This window comes from Pseudomonas sp. IPO3747 (genome assembly GCF_013385245.1).
GTDB lineage: Bacteria > Pseudomonadota > Gammaproteobacteria > Pseudomonadales > Pseudomonadaceae > Aquipseudomonas > Aquipseudomonas edaphica.
In genome coordinates this window covers 30538-50674 of sequence record NZ_JACAQL010000026.1, presented here as the reverse complement: position 1 = coordinate 50674, position 20137 = coordinate 30538, and the positions used below count along the sequence as shown (strand labels likewise).

The 20137-nt window shown below is 57.2% G+C and carries 19 protein-coding genes; 9 read left to right on the top strand and 10 right to left on the bottom strand.

Going from position 1 to position 20137, the window contains the following annotated elements:
- Positions 1-21 precede the first annotated feature (21 nt).
- Positions 22-1446: a PLP-dependent aminotransferase family protein gene (locus HX790_RS27045; RefSeq protein WP_017135857.1), complete on the bottom strand. Its 1425-nt coding sequence runs from the start codon at positions 1444-1446 to the stop codon at positions 22-24.
- A gap of 166 nt (positions 1447-1612) precedes the next feature.
- On the opposite strand from HX790_RS27045, the gene HX790_RS27040 reads away from it, so the two are divergent.
- On the top strand, positions 1613-1837 hold the full coding sequence (locus HX790_RS27040; RefSeq protein WP_017135858.1) for a DUF1127 domain-containing protein: 225 nt from the start codon (positions 1613-1615) through the stop codon (positions 1835-1837).
- Here the strand turns inward: HX790_RS27040 and HX790_RS27035 are convergent, their stop codons facing one another.
- A complete protein-coding gene (locus HX790_RS27035; protein WP_017135859.1) occupies positions 1838-3130 on the bottom strand; it encodes an FAD-binding oxidoreductase in 1293 nt (430 codons plus the stop codon). It abuts the gene before it with no gap.
- Between the two features lie 115 nt (positions 3131-3245).
- On the opposite strand from HX790_RS27035, the gene HX790_RS27030 reads away from it, so the two are divergent.
- Entirely contained in the window at positions 3246-3599 is a 354-nt protein-coding gene (locus HX790_RS27030) for a YkgJ family cysteine cluster protein (RefSeq protein ID WP_017135860.1), read from the top strand.
- 73 nt (positions 3600-3672) lie between these two features.
- On the opposite strand, the gene HX790_RS27025 is transcribed toward HX790_RS27030, so the two are convergent.
- A complete protein-coding gene (locus HX790_RS27025; RefSeq protein WP_003176896.1) occupies positions 3673-4161 on the bottom strand; it encodes an Lrp/AsnC ligand binding domain-containing protein in 489 nt (162 codons plus the stop codon).
- 156 nt (positions 4162-4317) lie between these two features.
- Here HX790_RS27025 and dadA point away from each other — a divergent pair, with 156 nt between their 5' ends.
- The 5 genes from dadA (at position 4318) to HX790_RS27000 (ending at position 8363) form a co-directional block, all read left to right on the top strand.
- Positions 4318-5622: a D-amino acid dehydrogenase gene (dadA, locus tag HX790_RS27020; protein ID WP_017135861.1), complete on the top strand. Its 1305-nt coding sequence runs from the start codon at positions 4318-4320 to the stop codon at positions 5620-5622.
- The gene (locus HX790_RS27015) at positions 5594-5947 is read left to right on the top strand and encodes a RidA family protein (RefSeq protein WP_017135862.1); all 354 of its coding nucleotides are present in this window, start codon (positions 5594-5596) and stop codon (positions 5945-5947) included. Before dadA ends, HX790_RS27015 begins: the two co-directional genes overlap by 29 nt.
- A 79-nt stretch (positions 5948-6026) precedes the next feature.
- Positions 6027-7100 (top strand): alanine racemase, encoded by a 1074-nt coding sequence (alr, locus tag HX790_RS27010; protein WP_176992499.1) that lies wholly within the window; start codon positions 6027-6029, stop codon positions 7098-7100.
- Between the two features lie 116 nt (positions 7101-7216).
- A complete protein-coding gene (locus tag HX790_RS27005) occupies positions 7217-7765 on the top strand; it encodes a cupin domain-containing protein (protein WP_017135864.1) in 549 nt (182 codons plus the stop codon).
- A gap of 181 nt (positions 7766-7946) precedes the next feature.
- Positions 7947-8363, top strand: coding sequence for a cytochrome c5 family protein (locus tag HX790_RS27000; RefSeq protein ID WP_017135865.1), 417 nt, complete (start codon positions 7947-7949; stop codon positions 8361-8363).
- A 74-nt stretch (positions 8364-8437) separates the two neighbouring features.
- On the opposite strand, the gene HX790_RS26995 is transcribed toward HX790_RS27000, so the two are convergent.
- The 4 genes from HX790_RS26995 to HX790_RS26980 are packed head-to-tail and all read right to left on the bottom strand — an operon-like array spanning position 8438 to position 11636.
- Complete coding sequence (locus HX790_RS26995) at positions 8438-8794, bottom strand: hypothetical protein (protein ID WP_176992498.1); 357 nt, start codon at positions 8792-8794, stop codon at positions 8438-8440.
- A complete protein-coding gene (locus tag HX790_RS26990; protein ID WP_244973003.1) occupies positions 8794-9504 on the bottom strand; it encodes a hypothetical protein in 711 nt (236 codons plus the stop codon). The genes HX790_RS26995 and HX790_RS26990 overlap by 1 nt, the downstream gene beginning before the upstream one ends.
- Positions 9501-10259, bottom strand: a complete 759-nt coding sequence (locus HX790_RS26985; protein ID WP_218174740.1) for a ferritin-like domain-containing protein — start codon at positions 10257-10259, stop codon at positions 9501-9503. The genes HX790_RS26990 and HX790_RS26985 overlap by 4 nt, the downstream gene beginning before the upstream one ends.
- A 42-nt stretch (positions 10260-10301) precedes the next feature.
- Positions 10302-11636, bottom strand: a complete 1335-nt coding sequence (locus HX790_RS26980; RefSeq protein ID WP_176992497.1) for a saccharopine dehydrogenase C-terminal domain-containing protein — start codon at positions 11634-11636, stop codon at positions 10302-10304.
- 328 nt (positions 11637-11964) lie between these two features.
- Here HX790_RS26980 and HX790_RS26975 point away from each other — a divergent pair, with 328 nt between their 5' ends.
- A complete protein-coding gene (locus HX790_RS26975) occupies positions 11965-13887 on the top strand; it encodes an acetyl-CoA hydrolase/transferase C-terminal domain-containing protein (RefSeq protein WP_017135870.1) in 1923 nt (640 codons plus the stop codon).
- A gap of 132 nt (positions 13888-14019) precedes the next feature.
- On the opposite strand, the gene HX790_RS26970 is transcribed toward HX790_RS26975, so the two are convergent.
- Both HX790_RS26970 and rep read right to left on the bottom strand, forming a co-directional pair.
- Positions 14020-14592, bottom strand: coding sequence for a xanthine phosphoribosyltransferase (locus tag HX790_RS26970; RefSeq protein ID WP_010207474.1), 573 nt, complete (start codon positions 14590-14592; stop codon positions 14020-14022).
- Between the two features lie 58 nt (positions 14593-14650).
- Positions 14651-16660 carry a DNA helicase Rep gene (rep, locus tag HX790_RS26965; RefSeq protein ID WP_017135871.1) on the bottom strand — a complete coding sequence of 670 codons (2010 nt, stop codon included), beginning with the start codon at positions 16658-16660 and terminating at the stop codon, positions 14651-14653.
- 255 nt (positions 16661-16915) lie between these two features.
- Here rep and HX790_RS26960 point away from each other — a divergent pair, with 255 nt between their 5' ends.
- On the top strand, positions 16916-18580 hold the full coding sequence (locus tag HX790_RS26960; protein ID WP_017135872.1) for a bifunctional diguanylate cyclase/phosphodiesterase: 1665 nt from the start codon (positions 16916-16918) through the stop codon (positions 18578-18580).
- A gap of 129 nt (positions 18581-18709) precedes the next feature.
- Here HX790_RS26960 and HX790_RS26955 read toward each other — a convergent pair whose 3' ends face one another.
- The gene (locus tag HX790_RS26955; protein WP_176992496.1) at positions 18710-20113 is read right to left on the bottom strand and encodes a NorM family multidrug efflux MATE transporter; all 1404 of its coding nucleotides are present in this window, start codon (positions 20111-20113) and stop codon (positions 18710-18712) included.
- Between the last annotated feature and the right edge of the window lie 24 nt (positions 20114-20137).

The following is a 20137-nucleotide window of genomic DNA, read 5'->3' as shown; positions in this document are numbered from 1 at the left end:
ACGGCAGATTGCGGGGAAAGGTCAGTCGGTCACCTCGGCAAGCATCTTCATCGCGGCGGCCCCGACCTTGCGCACTGCCTCTTCGATCTGCGGCGTTGGCTTGGCAGCGTAGTTCATGCGCAGGCAATTACGGTATTTGCCGGAGGCGGAAAAGATGCTGCCCACCGCCACCTGTACGCCTTGTTCCATCAGCACACGGTTAAGCTTCAAGGTATCAAAGCCTTCCGGCAGCTCGATCCATAGCATGAAGCTGCCTTGGGGCCGACTGGCACGGGTGCCGGCCGGAAAATAGCGGCTGACCCAATCGAGCATCAAGTCGCGATTGCGCTGGTATTGGGTGCGCATCCGCCGCAAATGCGGCTCGAAGTGACCGTTTTTGAGGAACTCTGCGATGGCGATCTGCGGTTGCGTCGCTGTGGAACCGGTGCTGATGTATTTCATGTGCAACACCCGCTCAAGATAGCGCCCTGGCGCTACCCAGCCGATGCGCAGGCCGGGCGCCAGGGTTTTCGAGAACGAGCTGCACAGCAGCACACGGCCATCTTCGTCGAAAGATTTGATCGTGCGCGGACGCGGGTAGCTGTAGGCCAATTCGCCGTACACATCGTCTTCAATAATCGCCACGTCAAAGCGCTGGGCCAGGGTTAGCAGTGCGCGTTTGCGTGCCTCGGGCATGATGTAACCCAGCGGGTTATTGCAGTTGGGGGTCAGCTGGATGACCTTGATCGGCCACTGTTCCAGTGCCAGCTCCAGTGCTTCGAGGCTGATGCCGGTGATGGGGTCGGTGGGGATTTCCAGGGCCTTCATGCCCAGACCTTTGAGGGTTTGCATCGCGCCGTGAAAGCTTGGCGAGTCGACCGCAACAATATCGCCAGACTCGCAAATCGCGTGAATGCTGGCGGACAGCGCCTCATGGCAGCCGGTGGTGATGACGATATCTTCGGCAGTCAGCTGGCAGCCTGAATCCAGAGACAGTCGGGCGATCTGCTCACGCAATTCCATACAGCCAAGGATATTGTCGTAATACAGCCCCGGCAGGTCCTGGCGGCGGCTCACGCGGGCCAGGCTGCGCAGCAGGGGCTTCATGGTCGGCGACAATACATCGGGCATGCCACGGCCCATCTGTATGACGTCTTTGCGCGGCACGGCGCGAATCAGCTCCAGCACCTGGTCCCACTGCGAGATTTCCACCGGACGCTGTGCCGGACGGCCGATTTCCGGCAGCGCCGGCAACTCGCGTCCGACCGGCACAAAGTAGCCCGACTTGGGCTTTGGCATTGCCAGGCCGTTGTCTTCGAGCAAGCGATAGGCTTGTTGCACGGTGCTCAGGCTCACCCCGTGTTCCACACTCAAGGCCCGCACGGACGGCAAACGATCGCCGGGGCGATAGAAGCCCTGCTCGATGCGCGTGCCCAGTAATTCGGCGAGGTTGACGTAGAGGGTCATGGTGATCGCTCCGAGGGGACCAGTACAGATAGGCGCAAAATACAGGATTCAGCCCTTCATGGGCAGTATCTGTATGGATTTAATAAAGATTGGTTGAATCTGTAATGGTTTTGCCCGCGCGCCCATCCTAGTCACTCATGGCAACAGGCAAATGAGGGGCAACACGATGAACGGCATGAGCGATGTGCGGCTGATGTTACACAGTCAGCAATTGCAGGCAGGGCAGGAGCGGGCGAAGGCGCCGCGCGATATCAGCCGCTGGAGTCTGTTCTGGCACCGCCGCTACACGCGCAAAGCCTTGCTGCACCTGACCGGTGAGCAACTGCGTGACGTCGGGTTGACTGCCGAACAGGCGCGCCAGGAAGGCATGAAGCCGTTCTGGCGCGACTGATCAGAGCAGCTCTTTGAAGCGGTGCCAGAGCATCCCCAGCGCCAACAGCGGCGAGCGCAGATGTTTGCCGCCGGGGAAGGTGATGTGCGGCACCTGGGCGAACAAATCAAAACGCCCCTGCTGTTGGCCGCTGATGGCTTCGGCCAGCAGCTTGCCTGCCAGGTGCGTGGCGTTGAGGCCATGGCCGGCGTAGGCCTGGGCGTAATACACGTTGGGCTGGTCGGCCAGCCGGCCAATCTGCGGCAGGCGGTTGGCGCCGATGCCGATCATGCCGCCCCATTGGTAGTCGATCTTCACGTCCGCCAGTTGCGGGAACACCTTGAGCATTTTGGGGCGCATATAGGCGCCGATGTCCTGCGGGTCGCGGCCGGAATAGTGGCAGGCTCCGCCGAACAGCAGGCGGCGGTCGGCGGACAGGCGGAAGTAATCCACGGTCACGCGTTGATCGCACACCGCCATGTTCTGCGGCAGCAGGCAGGCGGCCTGGGCTTCGTTCAAGGGTTCGGTGGCGATGATGTAGCTGCCGGCGGGCAGCACCTTACCGCTCAATTGCGGGTTCAGGCCGTTGAGGTAGGCGTTACAGGCCAGCACCAGGGTGTTGGCGCGCACGTTGCCATTGGCGGTGTGCACGTTGACCTCGGGGCCGTAGTCGATGCGCGTCACTTCGGACTGCTCAAACAGCTTCACGCCCAGCTGCTGCGCGGCGGCGGCTTCGCCGAGGGCCAGGTTCAGCGGGTGCAAATGGCCGGAACCCATGTCGATCATGCCGCCTACATAGCGCTCGGAGCCGATCACGCTGCTCATCTCGTTGGCTTGCAGCAGACGTACTTCATGGCGATAACCGAGGTTGCGCAGTTCTTCGGCGTCTTCGGCCAGGCCGATCAGATCGCGGGGTTTGTTGGCGAGGTCGCAGTAACCCCAGGTCAGGTCGCAGGGGATCTGATAGCGCTCGACTCGCTCGCGCACGATCTCGACGGCTTCCAGGCCCATCAGCTTCATCTGGCGCACGCCGTCGCTGCCGATCACGTTGCTGAACTGGTCCAGGCCGTGGCCGACACCGCGAATCAGCTGGCCGCCGTTGCGGCCGCTGGCGCCCCAGCCGAGCTTGCGCGCTTCCAGCAGCACCACGCTAAAGCCACGCTCGGCCAGCTCAAGCGCTGTGTTTATGCCGGAATAGCCGCCGCCAATCACGCACACATCGGCGCGCACTTCGCCCATCAACGCCGGGTAGTCGGGCTGTGAAACGCTGCTGGCGGCGTAGTAGGAAGCGGTGTGCCGGGCGCTGGCGGTCATGGGGAGCATCCCTGTTTGGAAAATTTGACGCAGGATACAGCGGTCGGACGAAGCTGTCTGCGCAGCACGTTTTGCGTCAGAATCCACGCCTATTCGCCGTTCGGTAAGTGTTTCGATGAGTTGCAACAGCCAGAAAATCAGCGCGCTGCGCAGGCAGATACCTTCGTTCGAGTGCGTCCCCGGCTGCCACGACTGCTGTGGGCCGGTGACCACCTCACCCGAGGAAATGTCGCGCCTGCCACGCAAGACTGCCGCCGAGCAGGAGGCGGCCATGGACGAGCTGAACTGCGTGCACCTGGGGCCGAATGGCTGCACCGTGTATGACGAGCGGCCGCTGATTTGCCGGCTGTTTGGCACTACCAAGACGTTGCCGTGCCCGAATGGGCGGCGGCCGGTGGAGTTGATTCACCCTAGGGTTGAGAAGCAAATTCACGAATACATGGCGAGCACTCGGCAAGTACTGGTCTGACGGATGTACTGGATCAAAAAAATGTGGGAGCTGGCTTGCCAGCTCCCACATTTGACCGAATTGTGTCATTTGGTCAGTCGGGGATCGGCAGGTTCAGGCTCTCTTTCACCTCTTCCATCACGATATAGCTCTTGGACTCGCGCACATGCGGCAGCTTGAGCAAGATATCGCCGAGCAATTTGCGGTACGAGGCCATCTCGGAGATCCGCGCTTTCACCAGGTAGTCGAAGTCGCCTGACACCAAGTGGCACTCCAGCACATGGGGCAGCTTCAGCACGGCGCGGCGGAATTCCTCAAAGGTGTCGCCCGACTTGTAATCCAGGCTGATCTCGACAAATACCAGCAAACTCCCCTTCAAATGCTGCGGGTTGAGCCGAGCGTTGTAGCCCATGATGATCCCTTCGCGCTCCAGGCGGCGGACCCGCTCGGTGCACGGCGTGGTCGACAGCCCGACCTTTTCCCCCAGCTCCGTAAACGAAATACGCCCATCGGTTTGCAGGATGCGCAGGATATTGCGGTCGATCTTGTCCAGCTCCCGCTTGGTCTGGGTGTTGGTACGCATAGGGGATACGCCTCTGTGAAAAGGGTTTTTGCCGAGAATTGTCGCCAAATATAGGCATTTATATAGTGAAATGCACTGGTCATTGTTTTTTACACTGCGCCCATCATTGCTCGAATAACACACGTCAGCGGCTAAGCCCGTGATGAGGATATAAAAATGCGCGTTCTGGTCTTGGGTAGCGGCGTCATTGGGGTGACCAGTGCCTACTATTTGGCGCGGGCCGGCTTTGAAGTGGTTGTGGTCGACCGTCAGCCCGCCGCTGCCATGGAAACCAGTTTCGCCAACGCAGGCCAGGTGTCGCCGGGTTATGCCTCGCCCTGGGCCGCGCCAGGCGTGCCGCTCAAGGCCATCAAGTGGTTACTGCAACGCCACGCGCCACTGGCGATCAAAGCCACCGCCGATATCGATCAGTACCTGTGGATGGCGCAGATGCTGCGCAACTGCACCCAGAGCCGTTACGCGGTGAACAAAGAGCGCATGGTGCGCCTGTCCGAATACAGCCGTGACTGCCTTGACGAACTTCGCGCCGAAACCGGCATCGCCTACGAAGGCCGCAGCCTGGGTACTACCCAGTTGTTCCGCACCCAGGCGCAATTGGATGGTGCGGCCAAAGACATCGCCGTATTGAAAGAATCCGGCGTGCCGTTCGAGCTGCTCGACCGCGCCGGCATTGCCCGCGTTGAGCCAGCCCTGGCCAGCGTCACCGATATCCTCGCCGGCGCCCTGCGCCTGCCCAACGACCAGACCGGCGACTGCCAGATGTTCACCACGCGTCTGGTGGACATGTGCAAGCAATTGGGCGTGGAATTCCGTTTCGAACAGGACATCCAGCGCCTTGATTATGCCGGTGATCGCGTTAATGGCGTGTGGATCGATGGCAAGCTGGAAACCGCCGACCGTTACGTACTGGCCCTGGGCAGTTACTCGCCCAAGTTGCTTAAGCCGCTGGGGATCAAGGCGCCGGTGTACCCGCTCAAGGGTTACTCGCTGACCGTGCCGATCACCAACCCGGCGATGGCGCCGACTTCGACCATTCTTGATGAAACCTACAAGGTCGCGATCACCCGTTTCGACAACCGCATCCGCGTCGGCGGCATGGCTGAAATAGCCGGTTTTGACCTGTCGCTGAACCCTCGTCGACGTGAAACCCTGGAGATGATCGTCAACGACCTTTATCCTCAGGGCGGCGATTTGACCGAAGCCACTTTCTGGACCGGCCTGCGCCCGACCACACCCGACGGCACGCCGATTGTCGGTGCCACCCCGTTCAAGAACCTGTTCCTGAACACCGGCCACGGCACCCTTGGCTGGACCATGGCGTGCGGCTCTGGCCGTTTGCTGGCTGACCTGATGGCGAAAAAAACGCCGCAGATCAGCGCCGAAGGTCTCGATATTTCCCGTTACGGCAGTAACCACCAGGAGTCCGCAAAACATGTCAATCCAGCGCCAGCTCACCAATGAGCGCATGAGCCAGATCGTTGTTCACAGCGGTACGGTGTACCTGGCAGGCCAAGTCGGCGACGACATGAATGCCGGGATTGAACAGCAGACCCGCGAAACCCTGGCCAATATCGAGCGTTTGCTGGACCTGGCCGGCACCGACAAAACCAAGTTGCTGTCGGTGACGATCTACCTCAAAGACATCGATGCCGATTTCGCCGGCATGAACGCGGTGTGGGACAAGTGGCTGCCTAAAGGCGTGGCCCCGGCCCGTGCCACGGTTGAGGCCAAACTGTGCGAACCGGAAATTCTGGTAGAGCTGTCCGTGGTGGCTGCGCTGCCTTAAACGTAGCTTTTTCCCCCGGCGCCGTGGCTGATAGTCGGCGCCGGTTTTTCTTCACTTTACCGCCTAGAAGCCTGCCGCCATGCGTCCTGCCCGTGCCCTGATCGACCTCCAAGCCCTGCGCCATAACTACCAACTGGCCCGTGAAGTCACGGGAGCCAAAGCCCTCGCCGTGGTCAAGGCGGATGCCTATGGCCATGGTGCCGTACGTGTGGCCCAGGCGCTGGAAGCCGAGGCGGATGGGTTTGCGGTGGCGTGCATCGAGGAGGCATTGGAGCTGCGGGCTGCCGGGATTCGTGCGCCGGTATTGCTGCTGGAAGGTTTTTTCGAAGCTGACGAACTGCCGCTGATCATCGAACATGATTTTTGGTGCGTGGTGCATTCGTTGTGGCAGTTGGAAGCCATCGAACAAGCCCGGCTGAGCAAACCGCTGACCATTTGGCTCAAGCTCGATTCGGGCATGCACCGCGTAGGCCTGCACCCCAAGGATTACCACGAGGCGTACCAGCGCCTGCTGGCCAGCGGCAAAGTGGCCAGGATCGTACTGATGAGCCACTTCGCCCGCGCCGATGAACTCGATTGCGTGCGCAGTGACGAGCAAGTGGCGGTGTTTGAAGCGGCCCGCCAAGGGTTGTCGGCCGAGGTCAGTCTGCGTAATTCGCCGTCGGTGATGGGCTGGCCGAATATGTCCAGCGACTGGGTGCGCCCAGGCATCATGCTCTACGGTGCCACGCCGTTTGGTGAGGACCAGGCCATCGCTGCGCGTTTGCAGCCGGTGATGACCCTGGAATCGAAAGTCATCTGCGTGCGTGAATTGCCGGCCGGTGAGCCGATCGGTTACGGCGCCAAGTTCATCACGCCAAAACCGATGCGCGTCGGCGTGGTTGCCATGGGCTATGCCGACGGCTACCCGCGCCATGCACCGACCGGCACGCCAGTGCTGGTGGCAGGCCAGCGCAGCCAGTTGCTGGGCCGAGTGTCCATGGACATGCTCTGCGTTGACCTCACCGACGTGCCCCAGGCCGGCCTCGGTTCCACCGTGGAGCTGTGGGGCAAAAATATCCTTGCCAGTGACGTGGCGGCGGCTGCCGAGACCATCCCCTACCAGATTTTCTGCAACCTGCGCCGCGTACCAAGGCTCTATTGCGGGGCTTAAGCAGCGCCTACGAGCAGAGCCCACCGGGATTTAGGTCCAAGTGTTGTAAATACTGAACGCTGTCGCCATGATAACGCTCAACTACAACAAAGCCTGAATCCTAGGAGGCTCCTGCATTGGACGTCGGCGAACGACTGCAATCCATCCGTAAACTCAAAGGTCTTTCCCAGCGTGAGCTCGCCAAGCGCGCGGGTGTCACCAACAGCACCATTTCGATGATCGAAAAAAACAGTGTCAGCCCCTCGATCAGTTCCTTGCGCAAGGTGCTGGGCGGCATCCCCATGTCCATGGTCGAGTTCTTTTCCGAAGAGATCCTCCAGGAAAAACCGACGCAGATCGTCTATAAAGCCAATGAGCTGATCGACATCTCGGACGGCGCCGTCACCATGAAACTCGTCGGGCGCGCGCACCCCAGCCGGGCGATTGCGTTTCTTAACGAGATCTACCCGCCGGGCGCCGATACGGGCGAAGAAATGCTCACCCACGAAGGCGAAGAAACCGGGATCCTGGTGGAAGGTCGCCTGGAGTTGGTGGTCGGTCTTGAAACTTTTGTGCTCGAAGCCGGCGATAGCTACTACTTTGAAAGCACCAAGCCGCATCGTTTTCGCAACCCGTTCGACGTGCCGGCGCGGCTAATCAGCGCAGCCACACCTGCGAACTTTTGACAGAAGAGGCGTGCTGCCAGCGTTGCAGACACACCCGTTGCTGTAACCGTGAGGCCGAATCTCCCTTTATTTAATAGGGTTGTTTCGGCATGACGGGCTAACCGTTATACTTTCGCCGCCTGCGAAACCGTGGCCGCAGGCGTGAATAGCCACCATTGAGGGTGAACGCGTGAACCTAATTATGAAAATGCTGGCTGCACCAGCAACCGTACTGGCCCTATGGGCTGTCAGCGCTCAAGCTGCGACCAATGATGAAATTGCCAAGCGCCTGGAGCCTGTCGGCCAAGTCTGTGTTCAGGGCCAGGAATGCAAAGGGATGGAAGTGGCCGTGGCGGCGGGCGGCGGCGGTGGCGCGAAGACGCCGGATGACGTGATTGCCAAGCACTGCAATGCGTGCCACGGCACGGGTTTGCTGGGCGCACCGAAGATCGGTGACAGCGCGGCCTGGAAAGACCGCGCCGACCACCAGGGCGGCCTCGACGGCCTGCTGGCCAAGGCGATCACCGGCTTGAACGCCATGCCGCCAAAAGGCACATGCGCCGATTGCTCGGATGACGAGCTTAAAGGTGCAATCGAGAAGATGTCTGGATTGAAGTAAAAAGTTAAGCCTTTACAAAAGGTTAGCCCGCAAAGTGGGCTAACCTTTGGGTAACAAGAGCGCTTTCGCATATTTTAAAGTACCAAGGTCGCCAGTAGCCCTACGGCTCCAAGAATGAATCCGATGAGTGCCCCGCGCCCCGGTAGTTCCTTTAGCATCGCATAAATGACGATGGGTTCTAATATAAGCAGCAGTGTGAGTGACACCACTGTCACGATCCATATATTCCCTGTGCCTTGGTAACCTAACCAATAAGCGAATATCAGGCTTATGCCGGCAATGCATATGAGTAAAATAGGTTTTATAAAAAGTTCAGGGTTTTCTATAACTCGTCCAGAAAGTTTTGAGGCATACACTTCACTATAGATAGTTAGGATTTCGCCAAACACCATGAGCACCATGGAGGCTATTAAATAGTGACTGTTTTTCATTATTTATCTCTAGTTAGGATGTCTAGTATTTCACTCGCGGCAGCTTCCGCATAATCACTATTGCCTAGAAGAAAGTGTGGCCCGTCATGATCGAGCAAGAAAGTATTTCTGTAAGGGGTACTTTCAAGTTGAATAATACGGTTTAAGGTTTTTTCAATCAGCTCTAGACAAGATGAGTGGTTGTTTCTTAATAATTTTATAGCGTTTGCGAAATGGGTTGCTTCGTCGGCGATTAAGTTACAAATCCATGTGTCGAAGCCCGAGTGCCCAAACTGATTATAGAACGTATCTTTCTTGTATGTTTTGACTGAAATGTATTCATCGTACGCAAACACAGTAAGTAAGCTTAGTTCGTTTGATAAAATTTCTTCAAAGGGTTTAAAGTCGCTGTTTCTTGATTTTAAATTGTCCAAGATAGTTTCTTCGTCTGTATTAAATATCAAACGATTCAGTTCTATAAAGCCGTCGGCATGATTTTTTTCATCTAAAAACCATAAGTCTAAATATTGCACGAAGTATGGGGAAAACTCAGAGCGTCTCGGATAAAGGTAGTGATACAGGTTTATCGCGTCGTACTCAGAGACTAAGTCAGCCAAAAAGAAATCCTCGTATTTTGGGTCAATGCCGGGATTGACCCAGTCGCTATTGGCGATTTCTTTGAATAGCGCTCTAGAGCTCCAATGACGCTTATTGAGGAAGGGAGGTTTCATTTTTTCGCTCCGTTTGATGTGTGAGTGTCATGGCCCAATTTTTTGATGATGGCTGGGATTATTGATTCTTGTATTTCTTTTTTAGTGATTGGATAATCAAGCGTGTTGTGGTCTAACACAAAGGTTCCTGTGTATTCTTTTTTTTCAAAATCTAATGTGAAAAGTTCTTTAAGTATGGACGGGGCTTCTTGAAGCCTATTCGGGAATAGCTGTTTAGCTTGTTCTATGAAAAAGAAAAAATGCTTAGCTTCATCTCTTTTGGTTTTTCTGATCCAGACTGACAATTGCGAGGAACTAAAGTTGTCGTAATTTTTTATGCTGCGCTGATAGACGTGCGTCGTGATTATCTCGTCATACGCAAGCAAGATGAGAAGTCTAAGTGGGTCCTGCATAAAGGGGGCTAGGCTGTTGAAGTCGGATTGTCTTGTTTCAACTTCCATTGCTACAACGTCAAGCGGAATTCCTGTGTAGGCTGAATAAATCAGAGAGAAGCCATACGCGTGATCGATTTCATCTCTAAGCCAAGGCTTTAAGATATTTGCCAATTCAGAGATGCAAGCTGGATTCTGATCAGCGATATGCCAATAAAGCCTCCTTGCATCGTATTCGGTAATTATTGAGTCGAAGAAAATTTCTTTCCAAGTAGCCTTCTCTGCCTTGCTAAGCGTTAACGGAGGAAAGCAAAAATCCTTGAGAATTGAAGACGCATTGCTTGATTTTTTCGGCGTATTAGAGGTGCTCTGCATGTTATTCATGATAGCGGCCTTTTGGTAAAGTTATTTTTCAGGTAGACGGCTTCATACTAAAAAGTTACTGAAAGACAGCGTGTGGTCGACATCCGATGGTTTCCAGTCTGTCTGTTGACTGACGATGGGCTCCCAATAGTTAACAGTGATGTCGTATACGTAACGCCAATCCAAATTTTCCGACTCTATAACGCCAGCGTTTGGAAAGTATTCTGCCCATTTCATGCCGCCAATTATGCTGGAGGCAACCTGTAAGCTTGTCGCACTGTTGTAGTTGGCCATTTTCCTGGCTTTACCAATTGATAGATTTGACCCTAACCAGAAGGCGCGGAATTTTTTGCTGATTAGGAAAACGCCAAGCTCATCTATTCCCGAAATAATTTCGTCTTTCATAATCGTTTTTTTGATTTTTTCTGATTGCTCACTCTGACCCAAAAGTTGCATTGAATCGAGTGTCTGATCACAAGGTTCATACGCATAGTAAACAGTTGGGCGGTAGGTAGGATTCTCGGGGTCGCCTAAAGTCAAATATTCAGCAATTGACAGTGCTTCGTTATGGGTTAGTAAATAGGCAGAAAATTCCAAATAGTTAGGTGACCAGCTTTTAACTCTAACGTTACACCCTTGCTCTAGCATTTCTAGTGCATATCCATTTTTCCTTGCGCCGTAAGGAATTTCTGTTTCGTGTGTGCCCCAGCCCAATTCTGCTGCTTGCAGGCATTCGGTAACGAGACCGTCCACAGACCATGTGGAGACGAAGTTTAGGGGGGCGCGGGCTGATGCACTGACTTGGGAGTCATGCTCGGAGATTTGTATAACTTGTATTTCAAGGATGTTGGCAAGCGCTGCCCATTCAATCTGGTTTTTCGGTTCTGCTACTATGTTGTTTGCTGCGGCCATTTCTACTAAAGCTTTCTTTAATAAAATTGAGATGAAACCAGGATTTGCGCCATGGGCGACAACAGCGGTTGGGCCAGTAGTTTTCTGTTGATACGTTTTCATTACCTCGCGAAGCTGATAGTTTGTGATAAGCGCCTGGTATTTTTCGTCTTTGTAGGCCCACGGCTCTATACAGGTGTCTAGATAAAGTGAGTCATACTTTTGAGCCAGTTCTAAAAGCTCCAGGCTTGAGACAGATACTGCGAGGTTCACTAAAAAAGTATTTCCGTTTAAGTACGGCGAGAGTATGGGTTTGAAGTTTTCAGCGGTTATGGCCTTTTCTTCCAGGGTGGCTGAAAATTCGGTGGTGATTTCGATAAGGCTCTCGTTTAGGTGTTTCTCAAAAATTGTCACTTTCACTCCATTGTAATGCCTTGATAATAGTGGGAGCAGGCCTTGTGCGACGCTTCCGAAACCGATAATTATTATATGATTAATGTTTTTCATTGCGTTTCCTTGGGTATTTGTATTCGTTAGGTGTATAGCCTTTTGAAGACGGTTTCATACTGAAATCGATATTAGTGCGTGGATATAATTTGTGTTTTGATCTTGTCCTAAATGAACGTAGGGCTTTTATTCAATGAGTCGTAAGGCTTTTCTTTGGTCGTAATCTCGGGTTAAACCTTTATGATATGTTTCTGTTTTAATTAGGCTTTTATTTGGCAGTTTCTTCATGCGCACAGGGATGGCCTTATCAAATTGATTGCTGTTCATTGCAGCAAAGACCCGGCAAGCTCGGTCCAACCCCTAATCACGGAATGTTCAGGAGGGTCGGATGGTGCAGTTGTGTTCAATCGAGCAAGCAGTTGACGACGTACTGGCACGCTTGCCGGCGCATATCCACATGGGCATGCCGCTCGGTCTGGGCAAGCCCAACCTGTTCGTCAATGCGCTGTACCGGCGTATCGCCAAGCTGCCGGAGCGCGAGCTGACGATCTATACCGCACTGGCCCTGGGCCGCCCGACCATGGGTGACGGCTTGCAGAAGCGCTTTCTCGAACCCTTTATCGAGCGGGTATTCGGCGACTATCCCGAGCTGGATTTCCTGGCGGATTTGCACAAGGACAGCCTGCCAAAGAACATCCGTGTGCAGCAGTTCTTCATGCAGCCCGGCAGCCTGCTGCATAGCGCGTCGGCGCAGCAGGACTACGTCAGCAGCAACTACAGCCACGCTGCCCGCGATATCAACGCCGCCGGCTTGAACCTGGTGGCGCAATTGGTCGCCAGCAGCGCCGAACACCCCGACCGGCTGAGCTTGAGCTGCAACCCCGATATCACCCTCGACCTGCTGCCGATGATCGCCAAGCGCCGCGAAGCAGGCGAAACCATCCTCGTCGTCGGCCAGGTTCACAGCGATTTGCCCTATATGCCCGGCGATGCCGAACTGGGTATGGACGCCTTCGATTACCTGATCGACGAGAAGGACAGCACCACGTTGTTCTCCACACCGAATATGCCGGTCGGCTTTCAAGACCACTTTATCGGCTTGCATGCCAGCACCCTGGTGCGCGATGGCGGCACGTTGCAGATTGGCATTGGCTCTATGGGCGATGCGCTGACCGCCGCCTTACTGGCGCGCCAGGCCGATAACGAAGCCTACCGGTTGTTGCTGACGGATCTGGATGTTTACCAGTGGGCGCCTTTGATCAGCCGCGAAGGCGGTGTCGAGCCCTTTGCGCGTGGCCTTTATGGATGCAGCGAAATGTTCGTCAACGGCCTGCTGGTGCTGGCCGATGCCGGGATTATTCGGCGCAAGGTCTACCCGGATGTGACGACCCAGCAGCAGGCCAACGCCGGCACCCTGGATGACGCCGCGCAGCCCGACGGTGTTTCCATTCACGGCGGTTTCTTCCTCGGGCCGCGCAGCTTTTACCAGCGTTTGCAGGAAATGACTCACGCCAAACGCCTCGAATTCAACATGACCGCCATCAGCTACATCAACGAGCTGTACGGGCAGGAAGCACTCAAGCGTCTGCAACGCCTGGATGCGCGCTTTATCAACAGCGCGATCATGGTGACGCTGCTCGGTGCGGGCGTGGCCGACCAGCTCGAAGACGGTCGCGTACTCAGCGGCGTGGGCGGGCAGTACAACTTTGTTGCGCAAGGCCATGCGCTGGAGGGCGCGCGTTCAATCCTGATTCTGCGCAGCTGGCGCGAGTCGGCGGGTGAGGTCAGTTCCAATATAGTCTGGGAGTACGGGCACTGCACCATCCCACGGCACCTGCGGGATATCGTCATTACCGAATACGGCATTGCCGACTTGCGCGGTCAGACGGATGCCAAGGTGATCGAGGCCTTGCTCAAGGTCACCGACTCGCGCTTCCAGAACGACCTGATCGAACAGGCGCAAAAGGCTGGCAAGCTGGCCAAGGACTTCGAACTGGACCCACGTTTTACTGAGAATACGCCGGAGCGGCTCAAGGGCATTCAGGCGCGGCATCGCCGGTTGTTTCCGGAATATCCGTTGGGCACTGATTTTACCGATGAGGAACGGGACCTGTTGCGCGCCCTTAACTGGCTCAAGAGCAAATTCAAGCTGACGGAGATTCTGGAATTGGGCCGGGCGGCACTGGATGCACCGGAGCCGGAGGCGTTTCCCGAGCATTTGAAGCGCATGCGGCTGGATCAGCCGGAGGGGTTGAAAGAGGATCTGTATCAGCGCTTGCTGCTTGCTGGCCTCCAAGCCACCGCGCACTGACAGGCACCAAAAATCAAATGTGGGAGCTGGCTTGCCTGCGATAGCGGAGTGTCAGTCGACAGAGTTGTCGACTGTCAGGCCCTCATCGCAGGCAAGCCAGCTCCCACATTTTTAATCGAGTTCAGGCAGTGATTACTCGATGAAGGTGACGACGCCACCGGCCAGCGACTTCACCCGCGCCAGCGACTCAACCCGATAACCCTGCGCGTCCAGCTCCGCACGGCCACCCTGGAACGACTTCTCAATCACAATCCCCAAGCCTGCAACGGTCGCGCCGGCTTGCTTGATGATCGAGATCAGCGCCTGGGACGCTTTGCCGTTGGCCAAAAAGTCGTCGATCACCAGCACGCGGTCGCTGCTGGTCAGGTGACGTGGGGAAATCGCCACGGTGCTTTCGACCTTCTTGGTGAAGGAATACACAGTGGCCGACAGCAGGTTTTCAGTCAGGGTCAGAGACTGTTGCTTGCGGGCGAAGATCACCGGTACGCCGAGGTTCAGGCCGGTCATGATCGCCGGGGCGATGCCCGAGGCTTCGATGGTGACGATCTTGGTGATGCCCGAGTCCTTGAACAGCGCGGCGAATTCGTCGCCGATCAACTTCATCAGTGCCGGGTCGATCTGGTGGTTCAGAAAGGCATCAACCTTGAGGACCTGATCGGAAAGCACGATGCCTTCTTCGCGAATTTTCTTGTGCAGTGCTTCCACGGAAAGCTTCCTCTAATGGCGCGGTGTGCGCCGAAAGTAGATTAAAAAGTAGTCGATTCTAGCGCTTTAACATCGCGCGTATGTCCGCCAAGGCGGTGTTGCCGCGAACGGCCTTCACCTCGGTCGGGGTGTCGTCATTGCCTTCCCAGGCCAGATCGTCCGGCGGCAGTTCATCCAGGAACCGGCTGGGGGCACAATCGATGATTTCGCCGTATTGCTTGCGCTTGGCGGCGAAGGTGAAGGCCAGTGTCTGACGTGCGCGGGTAATGCCCACGTAGGCCAGGCGCCGTTCTTCTTCGATGGTGTCAGCTTCAATGCTGGAGCGGTGCGGAAGGATTTCCTCTTCCATGCCCATGATGAACACGTAAGGGAATTCCAAGCCCTTGGACGCGTGCAGGGTCATCATCTGCACGCCTTCGGCGCCGTCTTCTTCTTCCTGTTGGCGCTCAAGCATGTCGCGCAACACCAGCTTGCCGATGGCGTCTTCGACGGTCATCTCGCCTTCTTCGTCCTTCTCCAGCGTGTTTTTCAACGCCTCGATCAGGAACCAGACGTTGCCCATGCGGTAATCCGCAGCCTTGTCGCTGGAACTGTTGGTGCGCAGCCAGTTTTCATAGTCGATGTCCATGACCATGCTGCGCAGGGCGCTGATCGGGTCTTCGCCGGCGCACTGCTCGCGTACCTTGTCCATGAAGCGTTTGAAGCGCGACAGGCGATCGGTGAAGCGCGTGTCCAGGTGCTCGCCCAGGCCGATTTCGTCGGTGGCGGCGTACATCGAGATCTTGCGTTCGGTGGCGTAGTTGCCGAGCTTTTCCAGGGTGGTGGAGCCGATCTCTCGACGCGGCACGTTGATCACGCGCAGGAAGGCGTTGTCGTCATCCGGGTTCACGATCAGCCGGAAGTAGGCCATCAGGTCTTTTACTTCCTGGCGTCCGAAAAAGCTGTTGCCGCCCGACAGGCGATACGGCACCTGATGGTGCTGCAGTTTCAGCTCGATCAGCTTGGCCTGGTAGTTGCCGCGATACAGGATCGCGAAATCGCTGTAGGGCCGGTCGGTACGCAAGTGCAGGCTGAGGATTTCCACGGCCACGCGCTCGGCTTCGGCGTCTTCATTGCGGCAGCGGATCACGCGGATCTCGTCGCCATGGCCCATCTCACTCCACAGTTGTTTTTCAAACTCGTGGGGGTTGTTGGAGATCAGCACGTTGGCGCAGCGCAGGATACGGCTGGTGGAGCGGTAGTTCTGCTCCAGCATCACCACTTTCAGGGACGGGTAGTCGTCCTTGAGCAGCATCAGGTTTTCCGGGCGCGCGCCACGCCAGGCGTAGATCGACTGGTCGTCGTCGCCTACCACGGTGAACTGGTTGCGCGTGCCGATGAGCATTTTCACCAGCAGGTATTGGCTGGCGTTGGTGTCCTGGTATTCGTCCACCAGCAGGTAGCGCACCTTGTTCTGCCATTTTTCGAGGATGTCGGCGTGTTCCTCGAACAGCTTTACCGGCAGCAGGATCAGGTCGTCGAAGTCCACCGCGTTGAACGCCTTGAGCGTGCGCTGGTAGTGGGTGTAGACGATGGCGGCGGTCTGCTCCTTGGGGTTGCGCGCGTTTTCCAGGGCCTGGGGCGGCAGGATCAGGTCGTTTTTCCAGGCGCCGATCATGTTCTTGATCTCATCCACGCCGTCGTCGCCTGCGTATTCCTTCTGCATGATGTCAGTCATCAGCGACTTCACATCGGTCTCGTCGAAGATCGAGAAGCCCGGCTTGTAGCCCAGCCGCACGTGCTCCTTGCGGATGATGTTCAAGCCCAGGTTGTGGAACGTGCACACCGTAAGGCCACGGCCTTCGCCGCCCTTGAGCAGCGTGCCGACACGCTCCTTCATTTCGCGCGCGGCCTTGTTGGTAAAGGTCATGGCGACGATGTACTGGGCACGGATGCCGCAGTTCTGGATCAGGTGCGCGATCTTGCGGGTGATCACGCTGGTCTTGCCGGAGCCAGCACCGGCGAGCACCAATAGAGGGCCGCCGACGTAGTTCACGGCTTCTTGCTGCCGGGGATTGAGTCGGGACATACAGAAATCAGGGAGTCGTTGTTCAAAAGGGCGGGCATTTTAACAGGCTGGCAAGATTCTGCTGCTTTAGAACGACGGTGTGACGTACCACTCGATCTAAATTTGCCGGTTTTGATACTTTGCCGCAGGATGTGACGGGTAACTGCAGCGAATGTATACCGTTAGCGTATTTGATAACCCTTATCATTGGTGATTATCAGGCCGCGCGTCATAATGCCCGCCGCCAAAAAATTTTGCAGAGTCTAGGGAGCTAGCTTGTCTACGCCTGTCGAACCCTTGCGTTTGCTGCTACTGGCCGATGAGCCAGCGTGGGCAGCGTTGTTGCGCGAGTGCCTGGCGCCGATGGGCGATGGGGCTGTGCTGGTCAGCGCGCCCAACTGGGACTCGGTGAGTCGTCTGTTCGATGACGACCACAGTGCCGTGTTATTGACCACGCCCAGCCTGCAACCCGGCCCAGGCCGTTGCAGCCTGCCGTGCATATTGCTGCTGGAGCAGGAACCGCTGGTTTCACCGCTGGGTGTGAGCGATTGGCTGGTCTTTGGTGCATTGGATACCGATACCTTGCGCCGCTGCCTGCGCCACGTGCGTGAGCGCGGCGTGCTGGAAAACACCCTGCAGCGCCTGGCCGAACAGGACCCGCTGACCGGTATCGCCAACCGCCAGGGTTTCCAGACCTTGCTGGCGGCGCGCCTGGCTGAAAACGAAGGCCGTGGCCTGGCCCTCGGCCATCTGGACCTCGACAATTTTCGTCACGCCAACGACGCCTTGGGCCATCAGGCCGGCGATCGTTTGATCCTGCAAGTGGTCTCGCGGCTCAAGAGCCAACTCGAAGCCGGTGACCAACTGGCGCGCCTGGGCAGCGACGAATTCGCCCTGCTGATCGACACCCGCCGTGCGCCCCAGCGCGCCGAGTGGATGGCCGAGCGCATTACCGAAGCCATGGCCGAGCCGTATTGGGTGGATGGCGAAAGCCTGCTGATCGGCTGCAGCCTGGGCGTGGCACATGCCCGTGCCCGCGCCGGGGCCGACCCGCTGATGTGGCACGCGCACATCGCCATGCAGCAGGCCAAGAGTACCCAGGGCTGTACCTTTCACATCTTCAACGAACGCATCAACCGCAACGCCCGCAGCCTGGCCGACCTGGAAAGTGAGCTGCGCCGTGCTCTGCGCCGCGACGAACTGGAGCTGCATTACCAGCCGCGCCTGGATTTGGACGACGGGCATATCGTCGGCCTGGAAGCGCTGGTGCGCTGGCGCCACGGCGAGCGTGGCCTGTTGCCACCCAGCGAATTCGTGCCCTTGGCCGAACAGAGTGGCCTGATTGTGCCATTGGGTTACTGGGTGATCTCGCGGGCCTTGCGCGATATGCAAGACCTGCGCGAACGCGGCCTGCCGCCGCTGCATATGGCGGTCAACCTGTCGTTTCGCCAATTCCAGGACAGCCAGTTGCTTTCGACGTTGAGCCGGCTGATCGCCGAGCGTGGTGTCGAAGCCCAGTGGCTGGAATTCGAGCTGACCGAAACCGCCGTGATGCGCCGCAGTGACTTGGTCAAGCAGACCATGGACGCCCTTGGCCGTTTGGGTGTGCGGTTTTCCCTGGATGATTTCGGCACCGGTTTTTCCTCATTCGTGCACCTCAACAGCCTGCCAATTGCCTTGCTGAAGATCGACAAGAGCTTCGTCGGCGGCATGGAAGAGCGCGAAGAAAACCGCAAGCTGGTGCATGCCATGATCAACCTGGCCCACAACCTCAACCTGGAAGTGGTGGCCGAAGGGGTGGAAACCCCTGAACAGCTGGCGTTGTTGCGGCTGTTTGGGTGTGATCAGGCCCAGGGTTACCTGATCAGCAAGCCGTTGCCGTTGCCGGAGCTGGTGGAGTATTTGACGTTCGGCAAGAGCCAGCAGGCGCTGCTGGGCTGAAGGTTGTAAACCCAATCAAAAATGTGGGAGCTGGCTTGCCTGCGATAGCGGTGGGCCAGCCAGCCAATTTGGCACCTGACACACCGCCATCGCAGGCAAGCCAGCTCCCACATTGGCCGAGTACATTCTCTAGTCTGGTTGCATGGCCGGGAATTGCGTGCGCACTTCAGGCTCCTGCCGAATCATCCGCTTCATCTTCGCCTCAAACGCCCACGTCAGGCTGACGGCCGCACACGCCAGCCCAAGCGCCAAACCCCACCACACGCCCGTTGGGCCCCAGCCCAGGGTGAACGCCATCAACCAAGCAGACGGCGCGCCGATCAGCCAATAGCAACCCAAACCCACCAGGAAGGTGGTCTTGGCGTCCTTCAGCCCGCGAATACAGCCCATGGCAATGGTTTGCACGCCGTCGAACAACTCAAACCACGCCGCCACGGCCAACAGGCTGACCGCCAGCACGATGACGTCGTGGAAGGCTGGGTCGTTATGGTCCAGAAACAGCCCGATAAGCGCATCGGAAAACAGCCACAGCACAACGGCAAATCCCAACATCACCAACGCGCCAAAACCGATGCCGACCCGCCCGGCCATGCGCGCCTGCAGCAATTGCCCGGCGCCGTAATGCTGGCCGATGCGCATGGTAATCGCGTAGGACATCCCCGCCGGCACCATGAACGCCACCGAAACGATTTGCAGGGCAATCTGATGCGCTGCCAATTGCGTACTGCCCATGGTGCCCATGCACAACGCCGCGAAGGCAAACAAACCGACCTCCACTGCATAGGTGCCGCCAATCGGCAGGCCCAGGCGCCATAGCTCACGCAGATACTGAGTGTTAAGGCGCAGCAGGCCCGCGCCGAGCGGGTAGGCTGCGTAAGCCCGGTTGCTGCGGATGTACCACATCAGCGCCAGGGCCATGCTGTTGGCGACGATCGCTGTTACCAGGCCGATGCCCATCAGGCCGAGCTTCGGCAGACCGAACATGCCTTCGATCAAGGCATGGTTGAGCAAGTAGTTGAGTACCGTGCCGCCCAGGCTGATCACCATCACCGGCGTTGCCTTGCCGATGGCGCTGGTGAAACCGCGCAAGGCCATGAAGCTCAGGTAGCCGGGCAGGGCGAACGGCAGGATGGTCAAGAATTGCCCAGCCGCCTGCACGTTGGTTTCGGTCTGGCCGAACATCAGCAGCACGGGCTTGAGATTCCACAACAGCAAGCCGGCCACCAACGCCATCAACCACGCCAACCAAAGACCTGCTTGGGTCAGGCGAGTGGCGCCTTCGATGTCACTGGCGCCATGACGGATGGCGACCAGCGTGCCGACGGCGGCAATCACACCGATGCAGAAGATCGCGACGAACGAATAGCTCGCCGCGCCCAAGCCGCCACCGGCCAGGGCTTCGGGGCTCAGGCGGGCCATCATCAGCGTGTCGGTCAGCACCATCAGCATGTGCGCCAACTGTGAGGCAATCAACGGCCCCGACAGCCGCAGAATGGCCCAGAGTTCAGTACGCACCGGATGTTGCATGATCATCACACTCAAAAAGTCAGAGGGTTG

Coding starts and splice junctions, on each gene's coding strand:
- HX790_RS26955 (WP_176992496.1), bottom strand. CDS start 20,113: ATGATCATGCAACATCCGGTGCGTACTGAACTCTGGGCCATTCTGCGG.
- HX790_RS26975 (WP_017135870.1), top strand. CDS start 11,965: ATGGTGCAGTTGTGTTCAATCGAGCAAGCAGTTGACGACGTACTGGCA.
- alr (WP_176992499.1), top strand. CDS start 6,027: ATGCGTCCTGCCCGTGCCCTGATCGACCTCCAAGCCCTGCGCCATAAC.
- HX790_RS26995 (WP_176992498.1), bottom strand. CDS start 8,794: ATGAAAAACAGTCACTATTTAATAGCCTCCATGGTGCTCATGGTGTTT.
- HX790_RS27035 (WP_017135859.1), bottom strand. CDS start 3,130: ATGACCGCCAGCGCCCGGCACACCGCTTCCTACTACGCCGCCAGCAGC.
- HX790_RS26980 (WP_176992497.1), bottom strand. CDS start 11,636: ATGAAAAACATTAATCATATAATAATTATCGGTTTCGGAAGCGTCGCA.
- HX790_RS27040 (WP_017135858.1), top strand. CDS start 1,613: ATGAACGGCATGAGCGATGTGCGGCTGATGTTACACAGTCAGCAATTG.
- HX790_RS27045 (WP_017135857.1), bottom strand. CDS start 1,446: ATGACCCTCTACGTCAACCTCGCCGAATTACTGGGCACGCGCATCGAG.
- rep (WP_017135871.1), bottom strand. CDS start 16,660: ATGTCCCGACTCAATCCCCGGCAGCAAGAAGCCGTGAACTACGTCGGC.
- HX790_RS27025 (WP_003176896.1), bottom strand. CDS start 4,161: ATGCGTACCAACACCCAGACCAAGCGGGAGCTGGACAAGATCGACCGC.
- HX790_RS27015 (WP_017135862.1), top strand. CDS start 5,594: ATGTCAATCCAGCGCCAGCTCACCAATGAGCGCATGAGCCAGATCGTT.
- HX790_RS27000 (WP_017135865.1), top strand. CDS start 7,947: ATGAAAATGCTGGCTGCACCAGCAACCGTACTGGCCCTATGGGCTGTC.
- dadA (WP_017135861.1), top strand. CDS start 4,318: ATGCGCGTTCTGGTCTTGGGTAGCGGCGTCATTGGGGTGACCAGTGCC.
- HX790_RS26985 (WP_218174740.1), bottom strand. CDS start 10,259: ATGAATAACATGCAGAGCACCTCTAATACGCCGAAAAAATCAAGCAAT.
- HX790_RS27030 (WP_017135860.1), top strand. CDS start 3,246: ATGAGTTGCAACAGCCAGAAAATCAGCGCGCTGCGCAGGCAGATACCT.
- HX790_RS26990 (WP_244973003.1), bottom strand. CDS start 9,504: ATGAAACCTCCCTTCCTCAATAAGCGTCATTGGAGCTCTAGAGCGCTA.